This window comes from Edwardsiella piscicida (genome assembly GCF_021733145.1).
Taxonomy (GTDB): Bacteria; Pseudomonadota; Gammaproteobacteria; order Enterobacterales; family Enterobacteriaceae; genus Edwardsiella; species Edwardsiella piscicida.
Window position 1 is genome coordinate 2100830 of the sequence record NZ_CP090968.1, and the last position, 21091, is coordinate 2121920.

22 protein-coding genes and 1 riboswitch are annotated in these 21091 nt (G+C 64.8%); of the genes, 4 read left to right on the plus strand and 18 right to left on the minus strand.

Annotated elements, in window-relative coordinates; all coding sequences use genetic code 11:
• Window positions 1-34 precede the first annotated feature (34 nt).
• The 18 genes from cobU to L1P05_RS09620 are packed head-to-tail and all read right to left on the minus strand — an operon-like array spanning window position 35 to window position 14714.
• Entirely contained in the window at window positions 35-586 is a 552-nt protein-coding gene (cobU, locus tag L1P05_RS09535) for a bifunctional adenosylcobinamide kinase/adenosylcobinamide-phosphate guanylyltransferase (protein ID WP_012848825.1), read from the minus strand.
• Window positions 583-2112, minus strand: coding sequence for a cobyric acid synthase (locus L1P05_RS09540; RefSeq protein ID WP_034168633.1), 1530 nt, complete (start codon window positions 2110-2112; stop codon window positions 583-585). The genes cobU and L1P05_RS09540 overlap by 4 nt, the downstream gene beginning before the upstream one ends.
• A complete protein-coding gene (locus L1P05_RS09545) occupies window positions 2109-2924 on the minus strand; it encodes an energy-coupling factor ABC transporter ATP-binding protein (RefSeq protein WP_015461633.1) in 816 nt (271 codons plus the stop codon). Before L1P05_RS09545 ends, L1P05_RS09540 begins: the two co-directional genes overlap by 4 nt.
• Before the next feature lie 10 nt (window positions 2925-2934).
• Entirely contained in the window at window positions 2935-3612 is a 678-nt protein-coding gene (locus tag L1P05_RS09550) for an energy-coupling factor ABC transporter transmembrane protein (protein WP_012848827.1), read from the minus strand.
• The gene (locus L1P05_RS09555) at window positions 3599-3880 is read right to left on the minus strand and encodes an energy-coupling factor ABC transporter substrate-binding protein (RefSeq protein ID WP_012848828.1); all 282 of its coding nucleotides are present in this window, start codon (window positions 3878-3880) and stop codon (window positions 3599-3601) included. Before L1P05_RS09555 ends, L1P05_RS09550 begins: the two co-directional genes overlap by 14 nt.
• A gap of 10 nt (window positions 3881-3890) precedes the next feature.
• Window positions 3891-4619 (minus strand): cobalt ECF transporter S component CbiM, encoded by a 729-nt coding sequence (gene cbiM / locus L1P05_RS09560; RefSeq protein WP_012848829.1) that lies wholly within the window; start codon window positions 4617-4619, stop codon window positions 3891-3893.
• Window positions 4616-5329: a cobalt-factor II C(20)-methyltransferase gene (locus tag L1P05_RS09565; protein WP_012848830.1), complete on the minus strand. Its 714-nt coding sequence runs from the start codon at window positions 5327-5329 to the stop codon at window positions 4616-4618. Before L1P05_RS09565 ends, cbiM begins: the two co-directional genes overlap by 4 nt.
• Window positions 5326-6120 carry a sirohydrochlorin cobaltochelatase gene (cbiK, locus tag L1P05_RS09570; RefSeq protein WP_012848831.1) on the minus strand — a complete coding sequence of 265 codons (795 nt, stop codon included), beginning with the start codon at window positions 6118-6120 and terminating at the stop codon, window positions 5326-5328. The genes L1P05_RS09565 and cbiK overlap by 4 nt, the downstream gene beginning before the upstream one ends.
• A gap of 10 nt (window positions 6121-6130) precedes the next feature.
• On the minus strand, window positions 6131-6916 hold the full coding sequence (locus L1P05_RS09575) for a cobalt-precorrin-6A reductase (RefSeq protein ID WP_012848832.1): 786 nt from the start codon (window positions 6914-6916) through the stop codon (window positions 6131-6133).
• Entirely contained in the window at window positions 6913-7638 is a 726-nt protein-coding gene (locus tag L1P05_RS09580) for a precorrin-3B C(17)-methyltransferase (RefSeq protein WP_012848833.1), read from the minus strand. Before L1P05_RS09580 ends, L1P05_RS09575 begins: the two co-directional genes overlap by 4 nt.
• Window positions 7632-8693 carry a cobalt-precorrin 5A hydrolase gene (gene cbiG / locus L1P05_RS09585; protein ID WP_012848834.1) on the minus strand — a complete coding sequence of 354 codons (1062 nt, stop codon included), beginning with the start codon at window positions 8691-8693 and terminating at the stop codon, window positions 7632-7634. Before cbiG ends, L1P05_RS09580 begins: the two co-directional genes overlap by 7 nt.
• Window positions 8674-9447, minus strand: a complete 774-nt coding sequence (locus tag L1P05_RS09590) for a cobalt-precorrin-4 methyltransferase (protein ID WP_012848835.1) — start codon at window positions 9445-9447, stop codon at window positions 8674-8676. The genes cbiG and L1P05_RS09590 overlap by 20 nt, the downstream gene beginning before the upstream one ends.
• The gene (locus tag L1P05_RS09595; RefSeq protein WP_012848836.1) at window positions 9440-10009 is read right to left on the minus strand and encodes a decarboxylating cobalt-precorrin-6B (C(15))-methyltransferase; all 570 of its coding nucleotides are present in this window, start codon (window positions 10007-10009) and stop codon (window positions 9440-9442) included. The genes L1P05_RS09590 and L1P05_RS09595 overlap by 8 nt, the downstream gene beginning before the upstream one ends.
• Window positions 9999-10604, minus strand: coding sequence for a cobalt-precorrin-7 (C(5))-methyltransferase (locus L1P05_RS09600; RefSeq protein WP_012848837.1), 606 nt, complete (start codon window positions 10602-10604; stop codon window positions 9999-10001). Before L1P05_RS09600 ends, L1P05_RS09595 begins: the two co-directional genes overlap by 11 nt.
• Window positions 10598-11737 (minus strand): cobalt-precorrin-5B (C(1))-methyltransferase CbiD, encoded by a 1140-nt coding sequence (cbiD, locus tag L1P05_RS09605; RefSeq protein ID WP_012848838.1) that lies wholly within the window; start codon window positions 11735-11737, stop codon window positions 10598-10600. The genes L1P05_RS09600 and cbiD overlap by 7 nt, the downstream gene beginning before the upstream one ends.
• Window positions 11734-12366 carry a cobalt-precorrin-8 methylmutase gene (locus L1P05_RS09610; protein ID WP_012848839.1) on the minus strand — a complete coding sequence of 211 codons (633 nt, stop codon included), beginning with the start codon at window positions 12364-12366 and terminating at the stop codon, window positions 11734-11736. The genes cbiD and L1P05_RS09610 overlap by 4 nt, the downstream gene beginning before the upstream one ends.
• A 12-nt stretch (window positions 12367-12378) precedes the next feature.
• Complete coding sequence (cbiB, locus tag L1P05_RS09615; RefSeq protein WP_012848840.1) at window positions 12379-13338, minus strand: adenosylcobinamide-phosphate synthase CbiB; 960 nt, start codon at window positions 13336-13338, stop codon at window positions 12379-12381.
• On the minus strand, window positions 13335-14714 hold the full coding sequence (locus tag L1P05_RS09620) for a cobyrinic acid a,c-diamide synthase CobB (protein ID WP_012848841.1): 1380 nt from the start codon (window positions 14712-14714) through the stop codon (window positions 13335-13337). Before L1P05_RS09620 ends, cbiB begins: the two co-directional genes overlap by 4 nt.
• Window positions 14715-14811: 97 nt before the next feature.
• A riboswitch (cobalamin riboswitch) is annotated at window positions 14812-14986 on the minus strand.
• Between the two features lie 295 nt (window positions 14987-15281).
• On the opposite strand from L1P05_RS09620, the gene L1P05_RS09625 reads away from it, so the two are divergent.
• From L1P05_RS09625 to atoC, 4 genes are all read left to right on the plus strand, one after another.
• Window positions 15282-16148: a GHMP family kinase ATP-binding protein gene (locus L1P05_RS09625; protein ID WP_012848843.1), complete on the plus strand. Its 867-nt coding sequence runs from the start codon at window positions 15282-15284 to the stop codon at window positions 16146-16148.
• A gap of 653 nt (window positions 16149-16801) precedes the next feature.
• Window positions 16802-17530, plus strand: coding sequence for a microtubule-disrupting T3SS effector EseQ (gene eseQ, locus L1P05_RS09630; RefSeq protein WP_012848846.1), 729 nt, complete (start codon window positions 16802-16804; stop codon window positions 17528-17530).
• 279 nt (window positions 17531-17809) lie between these two features.
• Window positions 17810-19636, plus strand: coding sequence for a two-component system sensor histidine kinase AtoS (gene atoS / locus L1P05_RS09635; protein WP_071818521.1), 1827 nt, complete (start codon window positions 17810-17812; stop codon window positions 19634-19636).
• On the plus strand, window positions 19633-21018 hold the full coding sequence (atoC, locus tag L1P05_RS09640; RefSeq protein ID WP_012848848.1) for an acetoacetate metabolism transcriptional regulator AtoC: 1386 nt from the start codon (window positions 19633-19635) through the stop codon (window positions 21016-21018). Before atoS ends, atoC begins: the two co-directional genes overlap by 4 nt.
• The last annotated feature ends 73 nt before the right edge of the window (window positions 21019-21091 follow it).

A 21091-nucleotide genomic window follows, 5' to 3' on the forward strand; every position in this document is an offset into this window, starting at 1 on the left:
CGTGCGGGCGGCGCCGGGGCGACCGCCTGCGGCCCTACTCCGCTTTAATCTGCACGCCGATCCCGGAAACCACCAGCCACACCGCCTGCGCCGCCTGCGCCAGCCGTTGGTTCGCCCGGCCGGCGATATCGACAAAGTGGCGCGCCAGTCGGTTCTCCGGGGTGATGCTCATCCCCAGCTCATTGGTCACGATGAACACCGGCGCCGCCGACTGCTGGCACGCCGCGATCAGATCGTCCACCTGGCGCTGCAGCACGGCCTCAAGCGCCGGGAAATCCAGGGTCTCCGGCGAGGCGCCGCCGCTGGCCTCATAGAGCAGGTTGGCCAGCATGGTGGTGATACACTCCAGCACCACCCCTTCGCCGGGGCGCACCTGGTGGCGAATCACCTCGCCCAGATCGCGATACCCCTCCCAGGTGCGCCAGTGCGACGGGCGCTGGGCGCGGTGCTGCGCGATGCGCGCCGCCATCTCGTCATCGGTGACGCTGGCGGTCGCAATATACAGAATGCGCTCGCAGCGCTGAGCCGCCAGCCGCTCGACGTGCGCGCTCTTTCCGCTGCGCGCACCTCCGGTCACTAAAATCATGCCTCCGCCTCCCGATGCTCGCGCATTATTTTATAAATTGCTTTAATATCAATATGCTCTCTCATTGCGCTGGCCAGAGTATCGATCTGCTGGGCTTTGTAGGCCGCATAGTCCAGCGTCCTTTGCCGCGGCGCCAGCCCCTTGCGATGACGCAGGCTGTCCACCAGGGCGTGCGTAAAGGCATCGCTGTCGAACAGTCCGTGCAGGTAGGTGCCGATCACCAGCCCATCGTCGCTGATGGCGCCATCCGCCACCCGCTCGCCGTTTCTCTCGATAAACAGCGCCGGACGGCACCCCGCCGCCCGCTGCGTTTCTCCCATGTGGATCTCGTAGCCTTTCAGCGCCACACCGGCGGCGGCGTGCAGCCACGCCGGCGGCGTCATCGTCACCTGCGCCGCGGCCAGCGCGGTGGTTTTACGCGGCGCGAAGCGGGTGACGATATGCAGCAGGCCGAGGCCGGGCTGCGTCCCCAGCCCCGACTCCACCTCGTCGATAATGGTGCTGCCCAGCATCTGGTAGCCGCCGCAAATCCCTATCAGCGGCACCCGCTGACGGTGGGCCTGCAGCAGCGCATCGGCCATGCCGCTTTCACGCAGCCAGGCCAGATCGCCCAGCGTATTTTTACTGCCCGGTAAAATCACCAGATCGGCGCCGGCCAGCGCCTGCGGATGGCTGACATAGCGCACCCGTACATCCGGCTGCGCCGCCAGGGCGTTAACGTCGGTAAAGTTCGAGATATGCGGTATCTGCACCACGGCGATATCGATATCGCGCGGCGCCGTTTGCCGGTATTTGCCCTTCTGCAGCGCGACGCCGTCCTCGTCGTCGAGATCCACCTCGAGCCACGGCATCACCCCCAGCACCGGCACCCCCGTCAGCGCTTCAATCTGTTCAATGCCGGAGTGCAGCAGCGCCACATCGCCGCGAAACTTATTGATGATCACCCCTTTCACCCGGGCCCGTTCGCCCTGGCGCAGCAGCGCCAGCGTGCCATAGATCGACGCGAAGACGCCCCCTTTGTCGATATCCGCCACCAGGATCACCGGGCAGCGCGCCATTTCGGCCATCCCCATGTTGACGATATCGCGATCGCGCAGGTTGATCTCCGCCGGACTGCCGGCCCCCTCCAGCACCAGCGCCTCATACTGCTGCGCCAGGCTCTGGTAGACCGCCAGAATGCGCTCGCGCAGACGCGGCTTGTACTGGTGGTAGCTGACGGCGTCCATATCGGCCGCCACCTCCCCCATCAGCACCACCTGCGCTTTGCGATCGCTGGTCGGCTTGAGCAGCACCGGGTTCATCCGCACGTCCGGCGCAATGCCCGCCGCCTGCGCCTGAAAAATCTGGGCGCGCCCCATCTCTTTGCCATCCGGCGTAATGCCGGAGTTCAGCGCCATATTCTGTGACTTAAAGGGCGCCGTACGCAGGCCGTCCTGATAAAAAATGCGGCACAGTCCCGCCACCAGCACGCTTTTGCCTACGTCAGAGGCGGTCCCCTGCAGCATAATCGCCATCGCCTGCGTCATCGGGCCTCCTTTATCGCGTTGTGTCGCATACGTTGAAAAAACTCATCCTCACGCTTACACAGCGGCAGCCCCAGCTGCGTGTGCAGCTTCACCAGCCAAGGCTGCGTCAGCCCGGCCGCCCTCATCAGATCGGCGCGGGCGAAGACCTCGCCCGGCGCCCCCTGCGCCAGCACCTCGCCTTGGCGCAGCACGTAGACGGCATCGCTGACCTCGTAGATCAGATCGATGTCATGGCTGGAGATCACTACGTGGTTCCCCTGCGCCGCAATCCGCCGAACGATCGCGATCATCTGCGCCCGCCCGGCGGGATCGAGGCCCGCCGTCGGCTCGTCCAGCAGCAGGTATTTCGCCTGCAGCACCAGCGCCCCGGCGATGGCCACGCGTTTTTTCTGCCCATGGCTCAGGCACTGGATCGGCTGATGTCGAAACGGGTGCGCATCCACCAGCGTCAGCGCATCCTCTACGCGCCGGGCGATCTCCGCCTCTGCCACGCCCAGGTTGCGTAGGCTGAAGGCGATATCGCTGTCGATATCGGTATAAAAAAGCTGCTGATCGGGGTCCTGAAAGACCGTCGCCACCTGCTGACGCAGCGCCAGCAGACCGCGCTTACTGTAATCCAGCGGTTGGCCCTGCCACAGCACCGCCCCCTGCTGCGGCCGCAGTAGCCCGCTCAGGTTCATAAACAGCGTGGATTTGCCGCAGCCGTTGGCCCCCACCAGCCCGGTCACGGCGTGGGCGGCGAGATCCAGCGACACGCCCTTCAGTACCTGCGCCTCCTGATAGCGAAATCCGAGGTCGAGGGTAGCCAGCATGGTGCGTTCCTTAGAGGTGAAAATCACCCTGATACAGTTTGACATCCAGCGCGGTGGCCATCTGCTGATAGCGGATCAGCACCCGGCTAAACAGCAGCCCGACCAGCATCGCCAGGGAGCGGTAGCTCTGCGGCAGGCGCCGATAGCCAAAGCGCAGCGTCTGCGCGCGATGGATGGCCAGCGCCTCGTCCAGCAGAATAAAGATAAAGCGCCAGATCAGCAGGATCTGCTCGATCAGCAGCCGCGGCACCCGCCCCCGCTTAAGCAGCAGGAGCAGCTGAGGAAACGGCAGGTTCAGCACCAGCCAAAGCGTCGCCGCCAGCGCGGCGAGGCTGCGCCACAGGGTTTCATTGGCGGTGACGAGCCCGGCGGCGGCGATCCCCAGCCAGCGATCGCCCAGCGGCAGCCCCACCACCAGCGTCTGCGGGTCGCGGCTGACGCTGACCAGGATCGTCAGCACGCCGATCAGCAAAAAGCCAAACGGCAGCGCCATCCAGCGGCACCAGCGCCAGAGGCTGATGCGCAGCAGCCAGCAGGTCAGCGCGGCGGTCACCGCCAGCGTCACCCCCTGCCCCAGCGGCGGCAGGGTAAACGCCAGGATCATCAGCAGCAGCCACAGCAGAAACTTCCGCTCCGGCGCGACGTGGAGCCAGCGGCTCTGATAGCTCAGCCTATCAAGTCCGGTCATCACGGCGCTGCCTGCCCTTGGCGTATCCCAGAATGTAGAAGATCACCGCCGCGCCAAGGGAGCCCTGCAGGGTAAACAGCAGGCTCTCTATCTCGCCGCTGGCGGGTTGATACAGCGGCTGGAACCAGGGCTCATAGTGCGGCGCGATCGCGAGGATCTGGCTTTCGGCCTCCCCACCCGCGCCGCCGAACTCGCCCCCGTGATCGATAAAGAAAGGCAGGATCACCAGCGCAATCACCATCGCCAGCAGTATTAACGTCTTTTTCATCGCCCTCTCCTTATGCCCTAATCAGCCGGCGTTTGGTCAACTGGTCGTAGATCATGACGGTGAGCAGCCCTTCGGCAACGGCGATCGGAACCTGCGTCAGACAGAAAATGGTCATGAACTTCACGATAGAGGCGGCGGCCCCCGCCGTCGGATCCGGGAAGGCCAGCCCCAGCTGTACCGAGGTCACAACGTAGGTCATCAAATCCGCCAGCATGGCGCACAGGAAGACCCCGACGTCGCGGCGGATCCCGGCGCGACAGGCCAGCGTCCATACCCAATAGCCGACGATAGGCCCCATCACGGCCATCGACATGCCGTTGGCGCCCAGGGTGGTTAACCCGCCGTGCGCCAGCAGCAGGGCCTGAAACAGCAGGACGATGGCCCCGAGGATGGCGACCACGCCGGGCCCAAACAGGATCACCGCCAGGCCGACGCCCGTCGGGTGTGAGCAGCTGCCGGTCACCGAGGGGATCTTCAGCGCCGAGAGGACAAAAATAAACGCGCCGCACAGCGCCAGCAGCACCTTCTGATGGCTCTCCTCCTGCACGATGCTGCGCAGGCGCACCAGGCCGTACCACAGGCAGGGCAGAAAGAGCAGCCACCACGCCAGCGCCCAGGTCGGCGGCAGAAACCCCTCCATGATGTGCATCGCAAACGCCTGCTGCGGCGCCATCAGCAGCAGCAGCGCCGCCGCCAGACCACTGAATGACAGCCGCTTGAGCTGCTGTTCGAGGTTCATCGTGATCCCCCCCACCCCTTATTGACTAAAATGGTCGAAAAATACGGCAGCGCCTGCTCGTCGTCGACCTCATTCAGGTGGCGCCAGCACCGCTCGCCGGGCAGCGTGGCGTCGGACATCATCAGCGCGCACTCCAGCAGGCCGGCCTGCGCCAGCAGCGCCTTGATGCGCGCAAACCGGCCATAGACCTTCATCAGCACCAGCGTGTCATGGCGCGAGAGCGCCTGCGCGATCTCCGCCTCCGGCGCGGTGCACGCCATCACCGCCAGCGACTGCTGCTCCATCGCCAGGGGCGTCCTGGCGCGCGCGGCGATCGCGGCAAACGAGGTCACGCCCGGAACGATCTCCAGCCAGTCGGGGCTGCCGAGACGCTGGAGTAAAAAGACCCAGGTGCTGAACAGCATGGCGTCACCGAGCGTGATAAAGCCGACCTGCTTGCCGGCCTTCACCGCCGCCTCCAGCGCCGCCGCGACCGCGTCCCAGACCGCCTCTTTCTCCGCGCCGTCGGCGCTCATGGGAAAGTGACAGCAGCGCACCTCCGTCCGCGGGCCGACATAGTCGCCAACGATGGAAAGCGCCAGGCTATCGCCGCCTTTGCGTCCCGCCGGGGCGTAGAGGATATCCAGCGAGCCGAGGATCCGCGCGGCGCGGACGGTGATCAGATCGGCGGCGCCCGGCCCCGTGCTCAGGGCGTACAGTTTGCCGCTCATGCCGCCGCCTCCATCGCGCCGCTCAGCGCCTGCTGCAGGTGCGCCACGAACATCGCCCGCACGGCCGGATTTTCGCCCAGGCCGTTCAGCCACGGCGTCGCCGGGATCCCGGCGGCGTTGAACTGCGTTCGCCAGGAGTCCGCCTCCTCTGAGGCCATGTCATTGATCGCATGATCCCCGGCCACCAGCATCAGCGGCATCAGATGCACCGCGCGAACCCCCTCCCGAGCGAGGCTCTCGATCAGAATATCGACCTGCGGATAGCTCTCTACCGCCCCCACGCAGGCCGGAAAACCCTGCGCCCGCATCATGTGATCGAGGCAGGCATAGGCCGCAAAGGCGTGGTGCGTCGCGCCGTGTCCCATAAACACCACTTTCTCCTGCGCCCCCAGCGGCGGCATCTGCTGCCGCAGCGCCCGCATCAGCTGCACGTAGTCCTCATGGCTGCTCAGCAGCGGCGCCCCCAGCGTCAGGCGGGAAAACAGCGGGCGCATGCTCTGCACCTCGCGGACCACCTTCTCATACTCATCGCCGTTAATAATGTGCAGCGACTGAATCGCAACATCCTGATATCCCTGCTCCGCAAGCCGCTGCAGCGCCTGCAGCGGCGTGTCGATCGCAATGCCGTCGCGCTGCCTGAGCTTGCGGATGATCATGCCGGAGGTAAATGCCCGGAACAGATCGCGATCGGGGCAGTGGCTCGCCAGATCGCGCTCGCAGGCCGCGATATTCTTCTCACCGGTCTCGCGGTAGCTGGTGCCAAAGCTGACCACCAGAAGCGCCTTTTTCATCTCATTCTCCTTAAGCCGTGGCCAGCCAGCGCGCCAAGCGCCGTTGAAAGTCGGCCAGACTCTCCAGTAACTCCGCGCCCGTCACCTGCGGCGCCGGACGTGTAATAACGATGCAGGGAATACCGGCATCCAGACAGGGCTGCACCTTTTCCTGATAGCCGCCTTCGGCGCCGGAGGCTTTGGTTATCACCACGTCAGCCCGACAGTGGCGATAAAACGCCGCGTTAAACGCCGCGCTAAAGGGGCCGCACAGCGCGAAGATCTGCCCGACGCCGAAGCCGAGTTCGGCGCACTGCGCCATCACCTCCGCCAGTGGCAGCACGCGCACCAGCAGCGTTTTCTCCGGCAGCGCCGCGCGCCAGCGCGCCAAATCTTTGCTGCCGGTGGTCAGCAACACCCGTTCGCCAAAGCGTCGCGCCAGCGCGCTGGCCGCCTCAATGCTGGCGACGCGGTGGAGCAGCGGGTGGGTGAGATCGCTGAGCTGCTCCGGGCGCTGATAGCGGCTGAGCAGCACGCCCGCGGTGTGACAGGCCTGCGTGATGCTGCGGCTGACCAGCTCGGCATAGGGGTGCGATGCGTCGATCACCCAGCGGGTCCGGTGCGTTTCAAGCCAGGCGACCATCTCCGCCTGCGTCAGGCGCCCACAGCGCACCCGCCCGCGGATCTCGCCGGCGAGGGCCTCGCCGGTCGGCGTCGCCACCGATAGGGTGTAGGCCACCTGGGCCGCATCCAGCTGCTGGCACAGCGCCCGGGCGTCGCTGGTGCCGCCGATCACCAGCACCTCGCCAGGGTTCACAGCGCGTAGCCCCGCGGCGTGATCATCAGGCCGTCCTGCACGTAGGTGGTCTTATTGCCGACGATCACCAGGCTGGTCATATCCACCGGCGCAAAATCCATCTCCCCCAGGGTGGTCAGCCACTTCTCCTGCTTTTTACGCCCGGCGGACTTCACCACCCCCACCGGGGTTTGCGCGCTTTTGACGGCGGACAGCAGCGCAAAGGCGCGCGCCAGGTGCCCCTCGCGGCCGCGGCTGCGCGGGTTGTAGAAACAGATCACAAAGTCGGCCTCGCCGGCGGCGACGATGCGCTTTTCGATGACCGGCCAGGGGGTCAGCAGATCGCTGAGGCTGATATGACAGAAGTCATGCATCAGCGGCGCCCCGAGCAGCGACGCGGCGGCGATGCTGGCGGTCATTCCGGGGATCAGGCGAACCTCGACCGCCAGCCCCTGCCGGCCGACCAGCTCCAGCACCAGCCCCGCCATGCCATAGATCCCCGCGTCGCCGCTGCTGATCAGGGCGACGTTATGCCCCGCCTGCGCCAGATCAATCGCCGTCTGGCAGCGTTCGATCTCTTTGCACATGCCGGTCTTGATCACCTGCTTGTCGCCGGTAAAGGCTTTCACCAGGTGGGTATAGGTTTTGTAGCCGACGATGATCTCTGCCGCCTGCAGCGCCTCAGCGGCCTCCATCGTCATCATGGCCTGTGAGCCAGGGCCGATTCCAATAACGGTTAACATCCGGATGAAACTCCTAAGGTAATCGTGACGCCCTGCTCACGCAGGGTATCGCCTACGAGCTGTCCATGACTCAGCAGCCAGGCCGCCGGTCCCGAGACACTCCCGACGCCGACCGTGCGACGCACGAAGGGCGAGATCGGAAAGCGCTGCTCATGCGCGCGCAGCGCGTCGGTGGTAAAGGTGTGAAACGGGATGCGCCAGCGGGCGGCGAGCTGGATCAGCCCCGGCTCATCGCGCTTGAGCGCCGCGCTGCCAATCGCCTTCAGCGCCAGCGGATCGAGCCCCTGCGCCTCCAGCTGGCGCGCCAGCAGCGCGTCCAACAGCGGGAAGGGGGTATTCCGCCGACAGCCGATGCCGGCGACCACCCGCTGCGGCACCAGCTTCCAGTGCGGCAGCGGAATTTCCGGCAGATCGCGGCGCAGGGTGATGCACACCAGCGCATCCAGCGCGGGCAGCGCCTGCAGGTCGCTCACGGTGATAAATCCCCGCCGATCGCAGCGGCTGACCTCTGCCGCCAGCGCCGGATCCCACCACAGCCCGACCCGCCGCTGGCTGACCAGCATCGAGTTAACCTCCCGAACCGCCGAGCGCAAGTCGGCCATCCGAGCGTCAAGCTGCAGCGCAAGCGTATCCAGCGCGGCCATCTCGTTCACGTCCGTGGCGGTGGTGATCACCGGATCGGCCCCCAGCATGCCCGCCAGAGCGCGGGTCAAGGCGTTGGCCCCCCCCACATGTCCGGAGAGCAGGCTGATCACGTGCTGACCGCGCTCATCGATCACCACCACGGCCGGATCGCTGAACTTGTCATTGAGCAGCGGCGCCAGCACGCGCACGGCGATCCCCGTCGCGCCGATGAAAATCAGCGCCGAATAGTGGGGAAAGGCGCGGCGAACGGTCTGGGCGAGGCCGCCGTCGAACGGGATAAACCCCGCCTCCCACAGCGCCTCGCCGGTAAAACAGGTCAGCGGCAGCCGCGCCGCCAGCCGCTTGGCCAGTCGCACGCCGCCGGGCGTCAGGCAAAATAGCGCGATGGACTCAGGCTTTACGGTATTCATGGCTAAAGTCCGCCGCATAGAGCTTTGAGTAGTGATACTCATCGCCGAGGAAGCTACCGACAAGGATCAGCGCCGTTTTACGGATCCCCGCATCGCGCACCCGATCGCCGATGTCCGCCAGCGTGCCGCGAACGGTGCGGCTCTCCGGCCAGGTTGCCTTATAGATCACCGCGACCGGCGTAGCGGCCGGATAGCCCCCCGCGATCAGCCGCTCCGCAACCCGGTGGATCCGCTGAACGGAGAGGTAAATCGCCATCGACGTCTGATGGCGGGCGAACGACTCCAGCTGCTCACGCGCCGGCACCGGCGTGCGGCCTTCGAGGCGGGTGATGATCAGACTTTGCGCGACGTCGGGCACGGTATACTCCACGCCGAGCTCCGCCGCCGCGCCGAGAAAGGCGCTGACCCCCGGCACCACCTGCCAGGCGATGCCGCGCTTGGTCAGCTCCTCCCCCTGCTCACGCACGGAGCCGTAGAGGGAGACATCGCCCGTCTGCAGACGCACTACGGTTTTCCCGGCCCGGACCCCGGCCTCCATCAGATCGAGGATCTGCGCCAGATGCAGCGCCGCGCTGTCGTGGCACTCGGCCCCGGGGGGGCAGTACGCCAGCAGCTCAGGGTTGATCAGCGACCCGGCATAGATGACCACCTGCGCCTGCTGCAGCAGCCGATAGCCCTTGAGGGTAATCAGCTCACGATCGCCGGGCCCCGCGCCGACAAACCACACGCAGCGGGGATCGAATGTCTCAGACATGATGCTCCTCCTTCTGACAGGCGATAACAAAAACGGGATTATTCGGTTTAAAGTAGTGGCCCTTGCCGAGCGGAACCCACGACGCCGTCTGTATCTGCTGGCACGTCACGCCCTGCGCTCCCCGCTGCGCCAGGTAGGCCAGCGCGCTATGCAGGTTCTCCATCAGGATAAAGGTCATCACCAGGCGCCCGCCGGGATGCAGCTGCGCCATGGACCAGTCCATCAGCGCCGTCAGGTGGCCGCCGCTGCCGCCCATAAACACGGCGTCGGCCCGCGCCGCCACCGGCATCGGCGCGGTGCCGGGCAGAATGCTGACGTTGTCGCAGGCAAAGCGCCGGCAATTTTCCGCCAGCAGGCGCAGCGCCGCGGGGTTTTTCTCGATGGCGGTCACCCGCAGGGAGGGAAACTGCAGCGCGGCCTCAATCGACACGCTGCCGGTTCCCGCCCCGATATCAATCAGATGGCGGGCTCGGTGCAGCGCAAGTTTGCTGAGGGCCAGCGCGCGCACCGCCTCTTTGGTCATCGGCACCGTTTCGCCGCGCAGAAAAAGCTCATCGTTCATCGAGGATCACCACCGCGTTCATCTCATAGTCGGCGCGGACCTCACTGACGGGCAGCCAGTAAATCCGCTCTCTCTCCATCGCCAGGTTTTCACCGATCACCATCCAGCGATGCCCTTTCCCCCGCGCAACCAGCTGCGCGGCGATCTCTTTCGGTCCACAGCGCGCGTCGGTGACCATCGCGACCTTGCTATGGCGCGCCAGCTCATCAAAATTGACCCGGCGGCCGTGGCTGCTGGTGAGCCACATCTCGTTCATGTCGACGCCCGCCTGCGCGCAGAGATACTGCACCGCGCTGATGCCGGGGATGATGCACACATGCTCAATACCAAAGTGCGCCACGATCCGCGTGCCGATGCCGTAAAACAGCGGATCGCCGGAGGCCATGATCACCACGCGGCGCCGGCGCCGGGCCTCCAGCCAGGCCAGCAGCGCCGCGACGTTGGCGCCGAGGGTGAAGGTCTCGCCGCGAAAGGTCGGGAACTGCTGTAAATGACGCGCCCCGCCCACCAGGCTCTCCGCCTGCGCGATCGCATCGCGCGCCGCGGGGGTCATCAGATGGACGCCCGCCGGCCCCACCCCCACGACCGTCAACATTGCAGATCCGCCACGATCGCGGCGACCGGGCGGTTGCTGCCCAGCGTCTGGTTATCAAACGAGAACAGAATGGCGTCGCAGATCGGCAGATGCTGGGTAAAGCGCAGCCGCTGTATGACCCGCTGGCAGATACGTTCGGCGAGATGGTCATACAGCGACTGAAAGCCGTAGGCGTCGATATGCTCCATCGCGGCCTCGGTCGTGTCGCAGTCGCGCACCCGCGTCAGCAGCGCCAGCGGCGCGCCAAGCAGCGCCAGATGTGCCACCAGCGTCTCCATGCGCGCATCGGCCATATGGCTGTGGGTGTGGAAGATCCCGGCGGCGACCTTGATCAGTTTGCCCGGGTGGCCGACCAGCACGATCTGGCGAAACCCCAGGCGCACCGCCTCTTCGATCATATAGCCGACGAAGTTGCTCATCGTCACCACCGCATCGGCCTCGATCCCCATCTGCTCACGCACAAAGCGCTCGCCGTGGTTGCCCGGCACCAGCACCACCCGCGTCATCCCGGCGGCGCGCTTCATCTCCAGCGTCAGCGCCAGCGAACGCTTCCAGCTCTCCTCCGACATCGGCGTCACGATGCCCGTGGTGCCGATGATCGAGATGCCGCCCAGGATACCCAGGCGGGCGTTGTAGGTTTTCTGCGCCCGCGCGACGCCCTCCGGCGCAAAGATCTCGACCGCGGCGCCGCGCGTCGGGCCGATCGCCTCGCGCACGGCCGACTCAATGGTGTGGCGGGGCGTGCGGTTGATCGCCGCGCTGCCGATGGGCAAGCCAATTCCCTTGCGCGTCACGGTGCCGACCCCCTCGCCCCCCGACAGCGATATCGTGCCGCTGTCGTTGAGCGTGACCCGCGCAAAAATCAGCATACCGTGGGTCGCATCGACATCATCGCCGCCGTCTTTGCGAATGGCGGCGATGGCCTGCTCCCCCTCGATATGCGGCGATTCAACGCTCAGGTTCAGCGTGACGCCGGAGGGGGTGACGATGGAGACCTGGTGGATCGGCTGCTGGCGCAGCGCCATCAGCGCGGCGACCTTGGCGGCCGCGGTGGCGCAGGAGCCGGTGGTATAGCCCTTGCGCAGCGCCTTTCCGTGGTGCCACACCGGCGTATCGAAGGCCCGATCGTTCATTTTTCCCCCCGCAGGTGGTACAGCACGGCGTTAACGATCGCCGCCGCCACGTTGCTGCCGCCCTTGCGCCCCAGCGCCGCGATGGCGGGCAAGCCGCTGTGCGTCAGCGCCGCTTTCGACTCCGCCGCGCCGACAAACCCCACCGGCACCCCCACCACGCCGCCGACGGCGACATCGTGCTCCAGCAGGCGAAACAGCGCCGTCGGCGCATTGCCGAAGACAAACACCGGGCGCTCCGCCTCCGCCACCGCCCGATCGACCGCCGCCATGGAGCGGGTGATCCCCTGCGCCTTCGCCTGCGCCACCACCTGCGCATCGCTGATATAGCAGCGACACTCGCCGCCAAACGTGGCCAGCAGGGGTTTATTGATCCCCGAGAGGGCCATCGTCGTATCGGTGTAGATAACGGACGGCCGGCTCAGCGCCGCGCACAGCTGCGTCAGCGCATCCGGGGAGAACCAGAGGATATCCAGCCAGTCAAAGTCGGCGGTGGTGTGGATAACCCGCTTGACGATCGCCTCGTGCAGCGGGCTGGCGAACTGGTACGTCGGGCGCGTCTCACGGATGATCTCGCCAATGATGTCGAAACTTTTGGCCTCAATCGCCTGGGGTTGCTGGATATATTGCATGATCTCGTCTCCTCAGGCCGCGCCGACCAGCAGCCAGCGCACCGCCATAAACAGCGCCAGCGCCAGGGCTGACGCGACCCACATCAGTCGAATCGTTCGGGAAATATCATCTGGGGTAACCGCGCGGCGCGCATCGCCGATCCAGGGCTTCTCCACCCGCTGGCCAAAATAATCGTTCGGCCCGCCCAGCCGGATCCCCAGCGCACCGGCCACGGTCGCCTCCGGCCACGCGCAGTTGGGGCTGCTGTGGCAGCGGCGATCGCGCCAGCCGATGCGCAGCGCGCGGGCAACATCCTCGCGGCATAGCCACGCCGCCGCGCTCAGCAGCAGCCAGCTCAGCCGCGCGGGCAGGTAGTTCGCCGCGTCATCCATCCGGGCGCTGACCATGCCGATCGCCCGGTACTTTTCATGCTTGTAGCCCACCATCGAGTCGAGGGTATTGACCGCCTTGTAGGCCAGCGCCAGCGGCGCGCCGCCCAGCAGCAGGAAGAACAGCGGCGCGATGATGCCATCCACCGTATTCTCGGCGACGGTCTCCACCACCGCCCGGTTGATCTGCGGCGGCTGCAGCGACGAGGTATCGCGCCCCACGATCCAGGAGAGCTTTTCGCGGCTCGCGGCGAGCGCACCGGCGCGCAGCGGCCGTTCGACCTCCCGGGCGGCATCCGCCAGACAGCGGCCGGCCAACGCAGTAAAGATCATCCAGACCTCGACCGCCCACCCCAGCCACGGATGGATCGCCCGCGCCAGCGTCAATCCCCCCCAGGCCACGCCCCACGTCACCCCCACCACCGTCAGCCACAGCACGCCGCCGCCGATGCGCAGCGCGCCCTCGCTGCGGCAGCAGCGGCGCACGCACCGCTGCACGACGGTGATCAGGCGCCCCATCCAGCGTACCGGGTGCGGCCAGCGCGGCGGATCGCCGATCGCGGCGTCGAGGAGCCAGGCGAGGCACCAGGCCAAGAGCGTCATAGGGCCGCCCTGGCGGCCGCCAGCCAGCGGCTCAGCATCCGCGGGCGCTGGGCGAAATGAACGTGCAGATAGCTGGCAAAGGCGCTGCCGACCTGCCATCCCCCGTCCCACGCCTGGGTGGTCACCCCATCGCGCACTTTGCGACACGCCAGCAGCGCGGGGGTGTGGGGGGAAAAGTCGGAGTAGTGGAACTCATGTCCGCGCAGCGTTTCGCCGCTATCCGCCAGCAGCGTCGGCTGACGCGCCTGCGCCTCGCAGTAGCCAAAGCGGGTCAGCCGTTGCCCCATTTTACTGTGACCGGGAATAATATTGGCCATCGGGTGGATCGCCCCGTCGGCATCCTCTAGCGTGCTGCCCAGGTACATCAGCCCGCCGCACTCGGCGTAGATCGCCGCGCCGCGCCGGTGCGCCGCGCGCAGGCTCGCCAGCATCGATGCGTTGGCCGCCAGCCTCTCGGCATACAGCTCCGGGTAGCCGCCGCCCAGCCACACCATCTGGCAGTCGGGCAGCTGGGCGTCATGCAGGGGGCTAAAGCGGACGATCTCGACGCCCATGCGTTCGAGCAGCGCAACGTTGTCCGGGTAATAGAAGTTGAACGCCTCGTCCTCGGCCATGGCCAGCGTCAATCCGCGGCCGGCGTCGGCGGCGGGCAGCGCAGGCCAGGCGCCGGGCGGCAGCGACGCCATCGGGCACAGGGAGAGTAAGCGATCGATATCCAGGGTGCGTTCGAGCGCGGCGGCAAACGCCTGCCAGGGCTGCGCCCGCACGACGGACTCCCGGGCCGTCACCAGGCCGAGGTGGCGCTCAGGCAGGGAAACGCCCGCCATCTGCGGGATATAGCCGAGCACGGGAATGGCGCAGTAGTGTTCGATGGCCGTTTTAAGCAGCGCGAAATGCGCCTCGCTGTTGACGCGATTCACCATCACGCCCGCGATATTCAACGTGGGATCAAAGTGCTGAAAGCCCATCACCGTGGCGGCAATCGAGGTGGAGACCGCCTTGCCATCCACCAGGAGGATCACCGGGCAGCCGAGCTGCTTGGCCATCCCCGCGCTGCTGCAGTAGTTCGGATCGGTGCCGTAGCCGTCATACAGCCCCATCACCCCCTCGATGACCGCGACGTCGGCCCGCTGCATCCGTTCGCCAAACAGCGCGTTAAGCGTCGGTGCGGGCAGCATAAAGCTATCGAGGTTGCGGGAGGCGGTGCCGCACACGGCCGTATGCCAGCCGGTATCGAGGTAGTCCGGCCCCACTTTGTACGGCTGAACGCGCAGCCCACGCTGTTTCAATAGACTCAGCAATCCCAGCGTCACCGTGGTTTTGCCACAGCCGCTGCCGGTGCCCGCCAGAACGAACGCGTACTGCTGTGCCGCCATGCCCCTGATCCTGTTCAGGGTGGTTGGAGGGTATAGATACACCGTTACCCAGTCTTGCGACTGTATGCATCAGATCAACCCACTTCCCACCGAAGTTGTTGGTAGTTACCGACGGGCAGGTCTTCTGGCTTAGCGTCCTCCTCGCCCGTCCTTCCCAATCTTGCGATCAGTGGTGTACACGGGGTCGTCAGCATCACAGCAGCGGGGGCTGCGGGGGAGTTACACCCCCTTCCCTACCATTAATATGGCAAACCTGTCGGCTTATTACATGGTGAGCGAGCAACGCTCGCTCACCGTCACAAAGATCTCTTCATGCTCACGCCTGCGCGGCGCTCGTCGCCCATCACAGAAGTAAAGACGGCGCAATTTAGCATAAAAACCGCATGAGGGTACGTCTTCCACCCGTTATTATCATGCAAATAGCGTTACCGCTGATTCTCAGACTATCACCATAGCACGCTTTTTCCCCACGCTCCCGCCGGCGCGGCAGGGCGAGGGTGAAAAGCGTGGCTTTCCTGCCGTCGCCATGCCACTATGCGGCAAAATTATCGGTTCAAAGGTGAAGGCGTGGCCGTTGCGCAGTGCCCCGCCTCCTGCGGGGAGCTTATCCAGGGCTGGATCCTGGGCAGTGAAAAGCTGATCTCCTGCCCCATCGGGTGGTACAGCACCGTTGAAGTCAGCCGCGGCGCGCCTCGGGCGGACGAACGCCCCCTGGCCCGCGCCATGGTTACGCGCCTATTGCAGCACTGGCGCTACCCGGCGCAGATGAGCCGCGAGATACGCATCGATATCCACTCCACCATTCCGGTGGCCAAGGGGATGGCCAGCAGCACGGCGGACATCGCCGCCACCGCCGTCGCCACCGCGCACCATCTGGGGCATACCCTGGATGAGGGGACGCTCGCCGCGCTTTGCGTCTCCCTGGAGCCCACCGACAGCACCCTGTTTCGCCAGCTGACCCTGTTCGATCATAACGATGCCTCCACGCAAATCGCCTGCGCGGCGCCGCCCGCGCTCGATCTGCTGGTGCTGGAGAGCCCGCTGACGCTGCGCACGGCGGACTATCACCGCGCCGCGCGCCGGGCGGCGTTACAGGCCGGTGCCCCCGCGCTCCAGCGCGCCTGGGACAAGGTACAGGCGGCCTGCGCGACACAAGATCCCTATCGGATGGGCGAGGCCGCCACCCTCAGCGCCATCGCCAGCCAGCGGCTGCTGCCCAAGCCCGGCTTTGATGCGCTGCGGTCGCTGGTCGACGCCTGTGGGCTATATGGCATCAACGTGGCGCACAGCGGCAGCGTCGTCGGGCTGCTGCTGGATCGAGGCAAAAATGACGTCGACGAGGTTAAGTGGCGGCTAACCCAACAGCGGCTTACCCGCCATTGGCCCGTGCAGCACCTGCTCAGCATGGTGCCGGGCGGAGTCACCCTGCTATAGCCGGCGCCCTCCCCACCTTGCCCTCTGCCCGCGGCGCGGCGGCGTAGTTGACCAACCGCGCGTGAATGTGCGCCTGGGGCACCGGATCCGGGGGCGCGGATTTGCCGACGTCGACGAGCCACACCTTGCCGTTATTCATGCCCCGCGCCTCGGATAAAATAGGCCGGTCCGCCGCGCAGGAGTGAATAATGCGGATTGCCAGCGCATGCATTTCCCCACCAATAATAAATAATGCCGTCGGTACTATTTATTCATTTGCGGAATAATTTTATAGCCTATATCGATGGAGTTATATCGCATTGATGGTTAAAAATCGCAGCCTATCGCCGACCTGCGATGCGAAATAGGTCGATATCGCTTATCGAACCACCCTATTTATGCCGCGCCCGCGCGTGTTTTTTATTGATGGCGTCGGGCTCAAGGCGCTGCGGCAGCGCGCTGCCACGCACCGCAGGCGGAAAAGCGGACGCGCCGACCTCTATCAACAATAATTAAACAAATCACGACGCGCGCTACCAAATAAGCAATGTGCAGATACAATCATCTATATAAATCGATATAACCGACGCGACATAAGACTATTTGACGAAGACTATCGTCATATCGCAAAAAGACGTTCTCCTTTCACTTTCGGCATATAAAGAGTGTGCGCAATGAATATTAACGCCCTGCTGCATTTATTTCAGAAAAACCATAGTTACGATATAAACGACAATGCATCCAACCACGCCGACAGGGTGAATCTGGCCAGCTTTAGAAAAATATCAGAAGACAGCCATGATGCTCGCATTACATTCGATCTCACCATGCGTCAGTGCGATGACCTGCTAAAGCTTGGCTGCAATAAGCCGCTGGATAAAGTCCAGACGCTCTGCGATATCTGCACCGATTTAGCCAACAGGCTGATTATGGAGGCCACGTCTATCTCTCATGCCCGCCATGCGGTCAATCACCGCCTGGCGCAGGATATTGACTCCTATATCGGCTCACGCGCCAATGCGGTGCTCGACGACGTGCGGCACCAGCGGCAGAGAGAGATCCCCAAAAACGCCCGCGCAGAGATCGTGCGATCGGCGATGCTCGAGGGCGGCTACGAAAAAATCGTGGAAGAGAAAAGCGATGATAAATTACTGAGCTTTGCCAGACCCGGCCTAACCGCCGAGATAAATATCTTAGCCGACCAAAAATTATCGTTAACCAGCCGAGAAACCAACTATTTCAATAAAGAGATCAAACCGCTCATCTACGATCTCACCTACGATGCCATCGTCTCTCACCCCGAGATTGCTCAGCAGCACCTGCAGCAACAGCATTATATGCCAGCGGCGCAGGTATTAGCGCTGGTCAGAGAGAAAGCGGAGCGGTGGCTCGCGGAACATTGATCGCCGCCCGGCTCATTATCCCTCCCCCGCGCGGCCGCTGCCCGCCTAAGGCCGTTCTCCCCCGCCGCCGGCGCGGCCTCAGCTCACCCCCGCCGCGAGGCACCCCCCCTTCCCTGCGGCCAACGGGCCGCCCCTCTCCCCCTGCCGTCGCGGCATCCCCGCGACGCGGCGCCGCCGCATGTGCGCCGCACTTGCCGGAATATGATGCGCCGCTGAGAAACCGCCGGCGCAAAATTCGATAATCGGGGTTTGCCTGCGCCGAGCCACCGGGATACCTGCATGCGCTTTTTAAGAGGGTTATACCCACGACGATTACGCAATCAAATGATACTCATGGCGATCCTGATGGTCATCGTACCGACGCTGTCGATTGGCTATATCGTCGAGATCGAGGGGCGCTCCGCGGTGCTGGCCGAAAAAGAGAAAAAGCTGGCCGCCGTCGTGCAGCTGCTCGACCAGGCGCTGGACGAACGCCTGGACCACTTCTCGGCGCTGCCGCGCGCTGAGCGTATCCGGGCGCTGAATGCCGAGCTCAGCCCCATCACCGAGCGCATCACCCAGGCGTTTCCCGGCATCGGCGCGGGCTACTACAGCAAAACGCTGGATGCGATTATTACCTATGCCCCGTTCGCGCTGTATCAAAGCAACGTCGGCGTGACCATTGCCGCCGACCACCCCGGACGCGAAGTGATGCGCAGCGATACGCCGATCGTCTTTTCCGGCCACCAGGTGCGCGGCGATATTCTCAACTCGATGCGCCCCATTCGGCGAGACGGCGAGGTGACGGGCTACATCTGGGCCAATGAGCTGACGCAGGATATTCACCGTCAGGCTCGCCAGATGGATCTGCGCATTATGGCGGCGCTGGCGGCGGGTCTGCTGTGCAGCCTGCTGCTGATCGTCCTCTTTTCACGGCGCTTCAGCGCCAATATCGACATCATCACCGAGGGGATCTCGACGCTGGCGCATAAAACGCCGGCGCCGCTCCCCGAGCTGCCCGGCGAGCTGGGGCAAATCAGCCGCAGCATCAACGCGCTGGCGCAAACGCTGCGCGAGACCAAAACCCTTAACGATCTGATCATTGAAAACGCCGCCGACGGGGTGATCGCCATCGACAGGCTGGGTGCGGTCACCACCATCAACCCCGCGGCAGAGGCCATCACCGGCTATACGCGGGATGAGCTGGTGGGACAGCCCTACGCCGCCCTGTTCTCCGACTCCCATTTCGCCAGTCCGGTGCTGGATACCCTAGCGCACGGCACCGCCCACCTGGCGCAAGAGGTCAGCTTCCCGGCGCGTCATCGCACCATTGAGATCAGCGTCACCACCAGCCGCATCCACAATCCCCATGGCGAACTGATGGGGGCGCTGGTGATCTTTTCCGATCTGACCGCCCGCAAAGAGACCCAGCGCCGCCTGGCGCAAACCGAAAGGCTTGCCACGCTGGGCGAGCTGATGGCCGGCGTCGCCCATGAGGTGCGCAATCCGCTGACCGCCATCCGCGGCTACGTGCAGATCATCCGCCAACAGACCACCCAGCCAGCGCATCAGGAGTACCTGTCCGTGGTACTCAAAGAGATTGACTCTATTAATAAAGTCATTCAGCAGCTGCTCGACTTCTCCCGGCCGCGGCAAAGCCAGTGGCAGCAGGTGTCGCTCAACGCGCTGATCGACGAGGCGCTGATCCTGGTGCAAACCTCCGGGGTTCAGGCGCGGATCGCCTTCCACTGCGCGCTGGACAGGAGGCTGCCGGCGATCGTGGCCGATCGCGAGCTGCTCAAGCAGGTGCTGCTGAACATCTTAATCAATGCGGTGCAGGCCATCAGCGCGCGCGGCGAGATTCGCATACGCACCTGGCAACCCGCCCCGGCGCAGCAGGCGGTGGCGATAGAGGACAGCGGCTGCGGCATCGATATCGCGCTACAGCAAAAAATCTTCGATCCCTTCTTCACCACCAAGGCCTCGGGGACTGGCCTGGGGCTGGCGCTGAGCCAGCGCATCATCAACGCCCACCGGGGGGATATTGACGTGGTCAGCACGCCGGGAGGCGGTTCGACCTTTACCCTCACGTTACCGCGCAATCCGCCGGAGAGCCCTGCAGAATGAAAACCCGCAACCGTATTCTCATCGTGGATGACGAAGATAACGTACGCCGCATGCTCACCACCGCGTTGACGCTCCAGGGGCATGAAACACACGCCGCCAGCCACGGGGCCGAGGCGCTGCAGCGCTTTGCCGACGCGCCGCCGGACGTGGTGCTGATGGATATCCGTATGCCGACCATGAACGGGATCGACGCCCTGAAAGTCATGCGCGCCCGGCAGCCGCGCACCCCCGTCATTCTGATGACCGCCTACGCCGAGGTGGAGACCGCCGTCGAGGCGCTGCGCAGCGGCGCATTCGATTATGTGATCAAGCCCTTCGATCTGGATGAGCTGAACTTACTGATCCAGCGCGCGCTGCAGCTGCAGGCGATGAAGCAGGAGATCCGCAGCCTGCATCAGGCCCTGAGCACCCGCTGGCAGTGGGGACATATCCTGACCAACAGCCCGCGTATGATGGATATCTGCAAAGACACCGCGAAAATCGCCCTTTCGCAGGCCAACGTGCTGATCAGCGGGGAGAGCGGAACCGGCAAGGAGCTGATTGCCCGCGCCATTCACTACGGCTCGCGGCGCGCAAGCGGCCCCTTTATCAAGGTCAACTGCGCCGCCCTGCCGGAGTCGCTGCTGGAGAGCGAGCTGTTCGGCCATGAGAAGGGCGCATTCACCGGCGCGCAGACCCAGCGCCAGGGGCTGTTTGAGCGCGCCCATCGGGGCACCCTGCTGCTGGATGAAATCGGCGAAATGCCGCCGCCGCTGCAGGCCAAGCTGCTGCGGATCCTGCAGGAAAGGGAGTTCGAGCGCGTAGGTGGACACCAAACCATTCGGGTGGATATCCGCATCGTGGCCGCCACCAACCGGGATTTACAGGCGATGGTGCGCGAGGGCGGCTTCCGTAACGATCTCTTCTATCGCCTGAACGTCATTCATCTGCCGCTGCCGCCGCTGCGCGAGCGGCGGCAGGACATCGCCCTGCTCGCCAACCATTTCTTACAAAAGTTCAGCTCGGAGAACCAGCGCGACATGATTGAGATCGATCCGGCGGCGATGTCGCTGCTCAGCGCCTGGCCCTGGCCGGGCAACATCCGCGAGCTCTCCAACGTCATCGAGCGCGCGGTGGTAATGAGCACCGGCGCGGTCATTTTTGCCGACGATCTGCCGGCTCCGCTGCACCAGCCCATCGGCGGCGGCGCTGGCGCCAAAAGCGCCCCGCCCGGCGAGCGCAATCTGAAAGAGGAGATCAAGCGCGAGGAGCGGCGCATCATCAGCGAGGTGCTCGAACAGCAGGCGGGAAACCGCACCCGCACCGCCCTGATGCTGGGCATCAGCCGCCGCGCCCTGATGTACAAGCTGCAGGAGTACGGCATCGATCCGGCCGGGTGCTAGGCGCCGCCTATCGCCCTGCGGGGCCCCCCGCGGCCAAAATCTGCTATGCAGAATTTTGCACAGTGCGCAACGC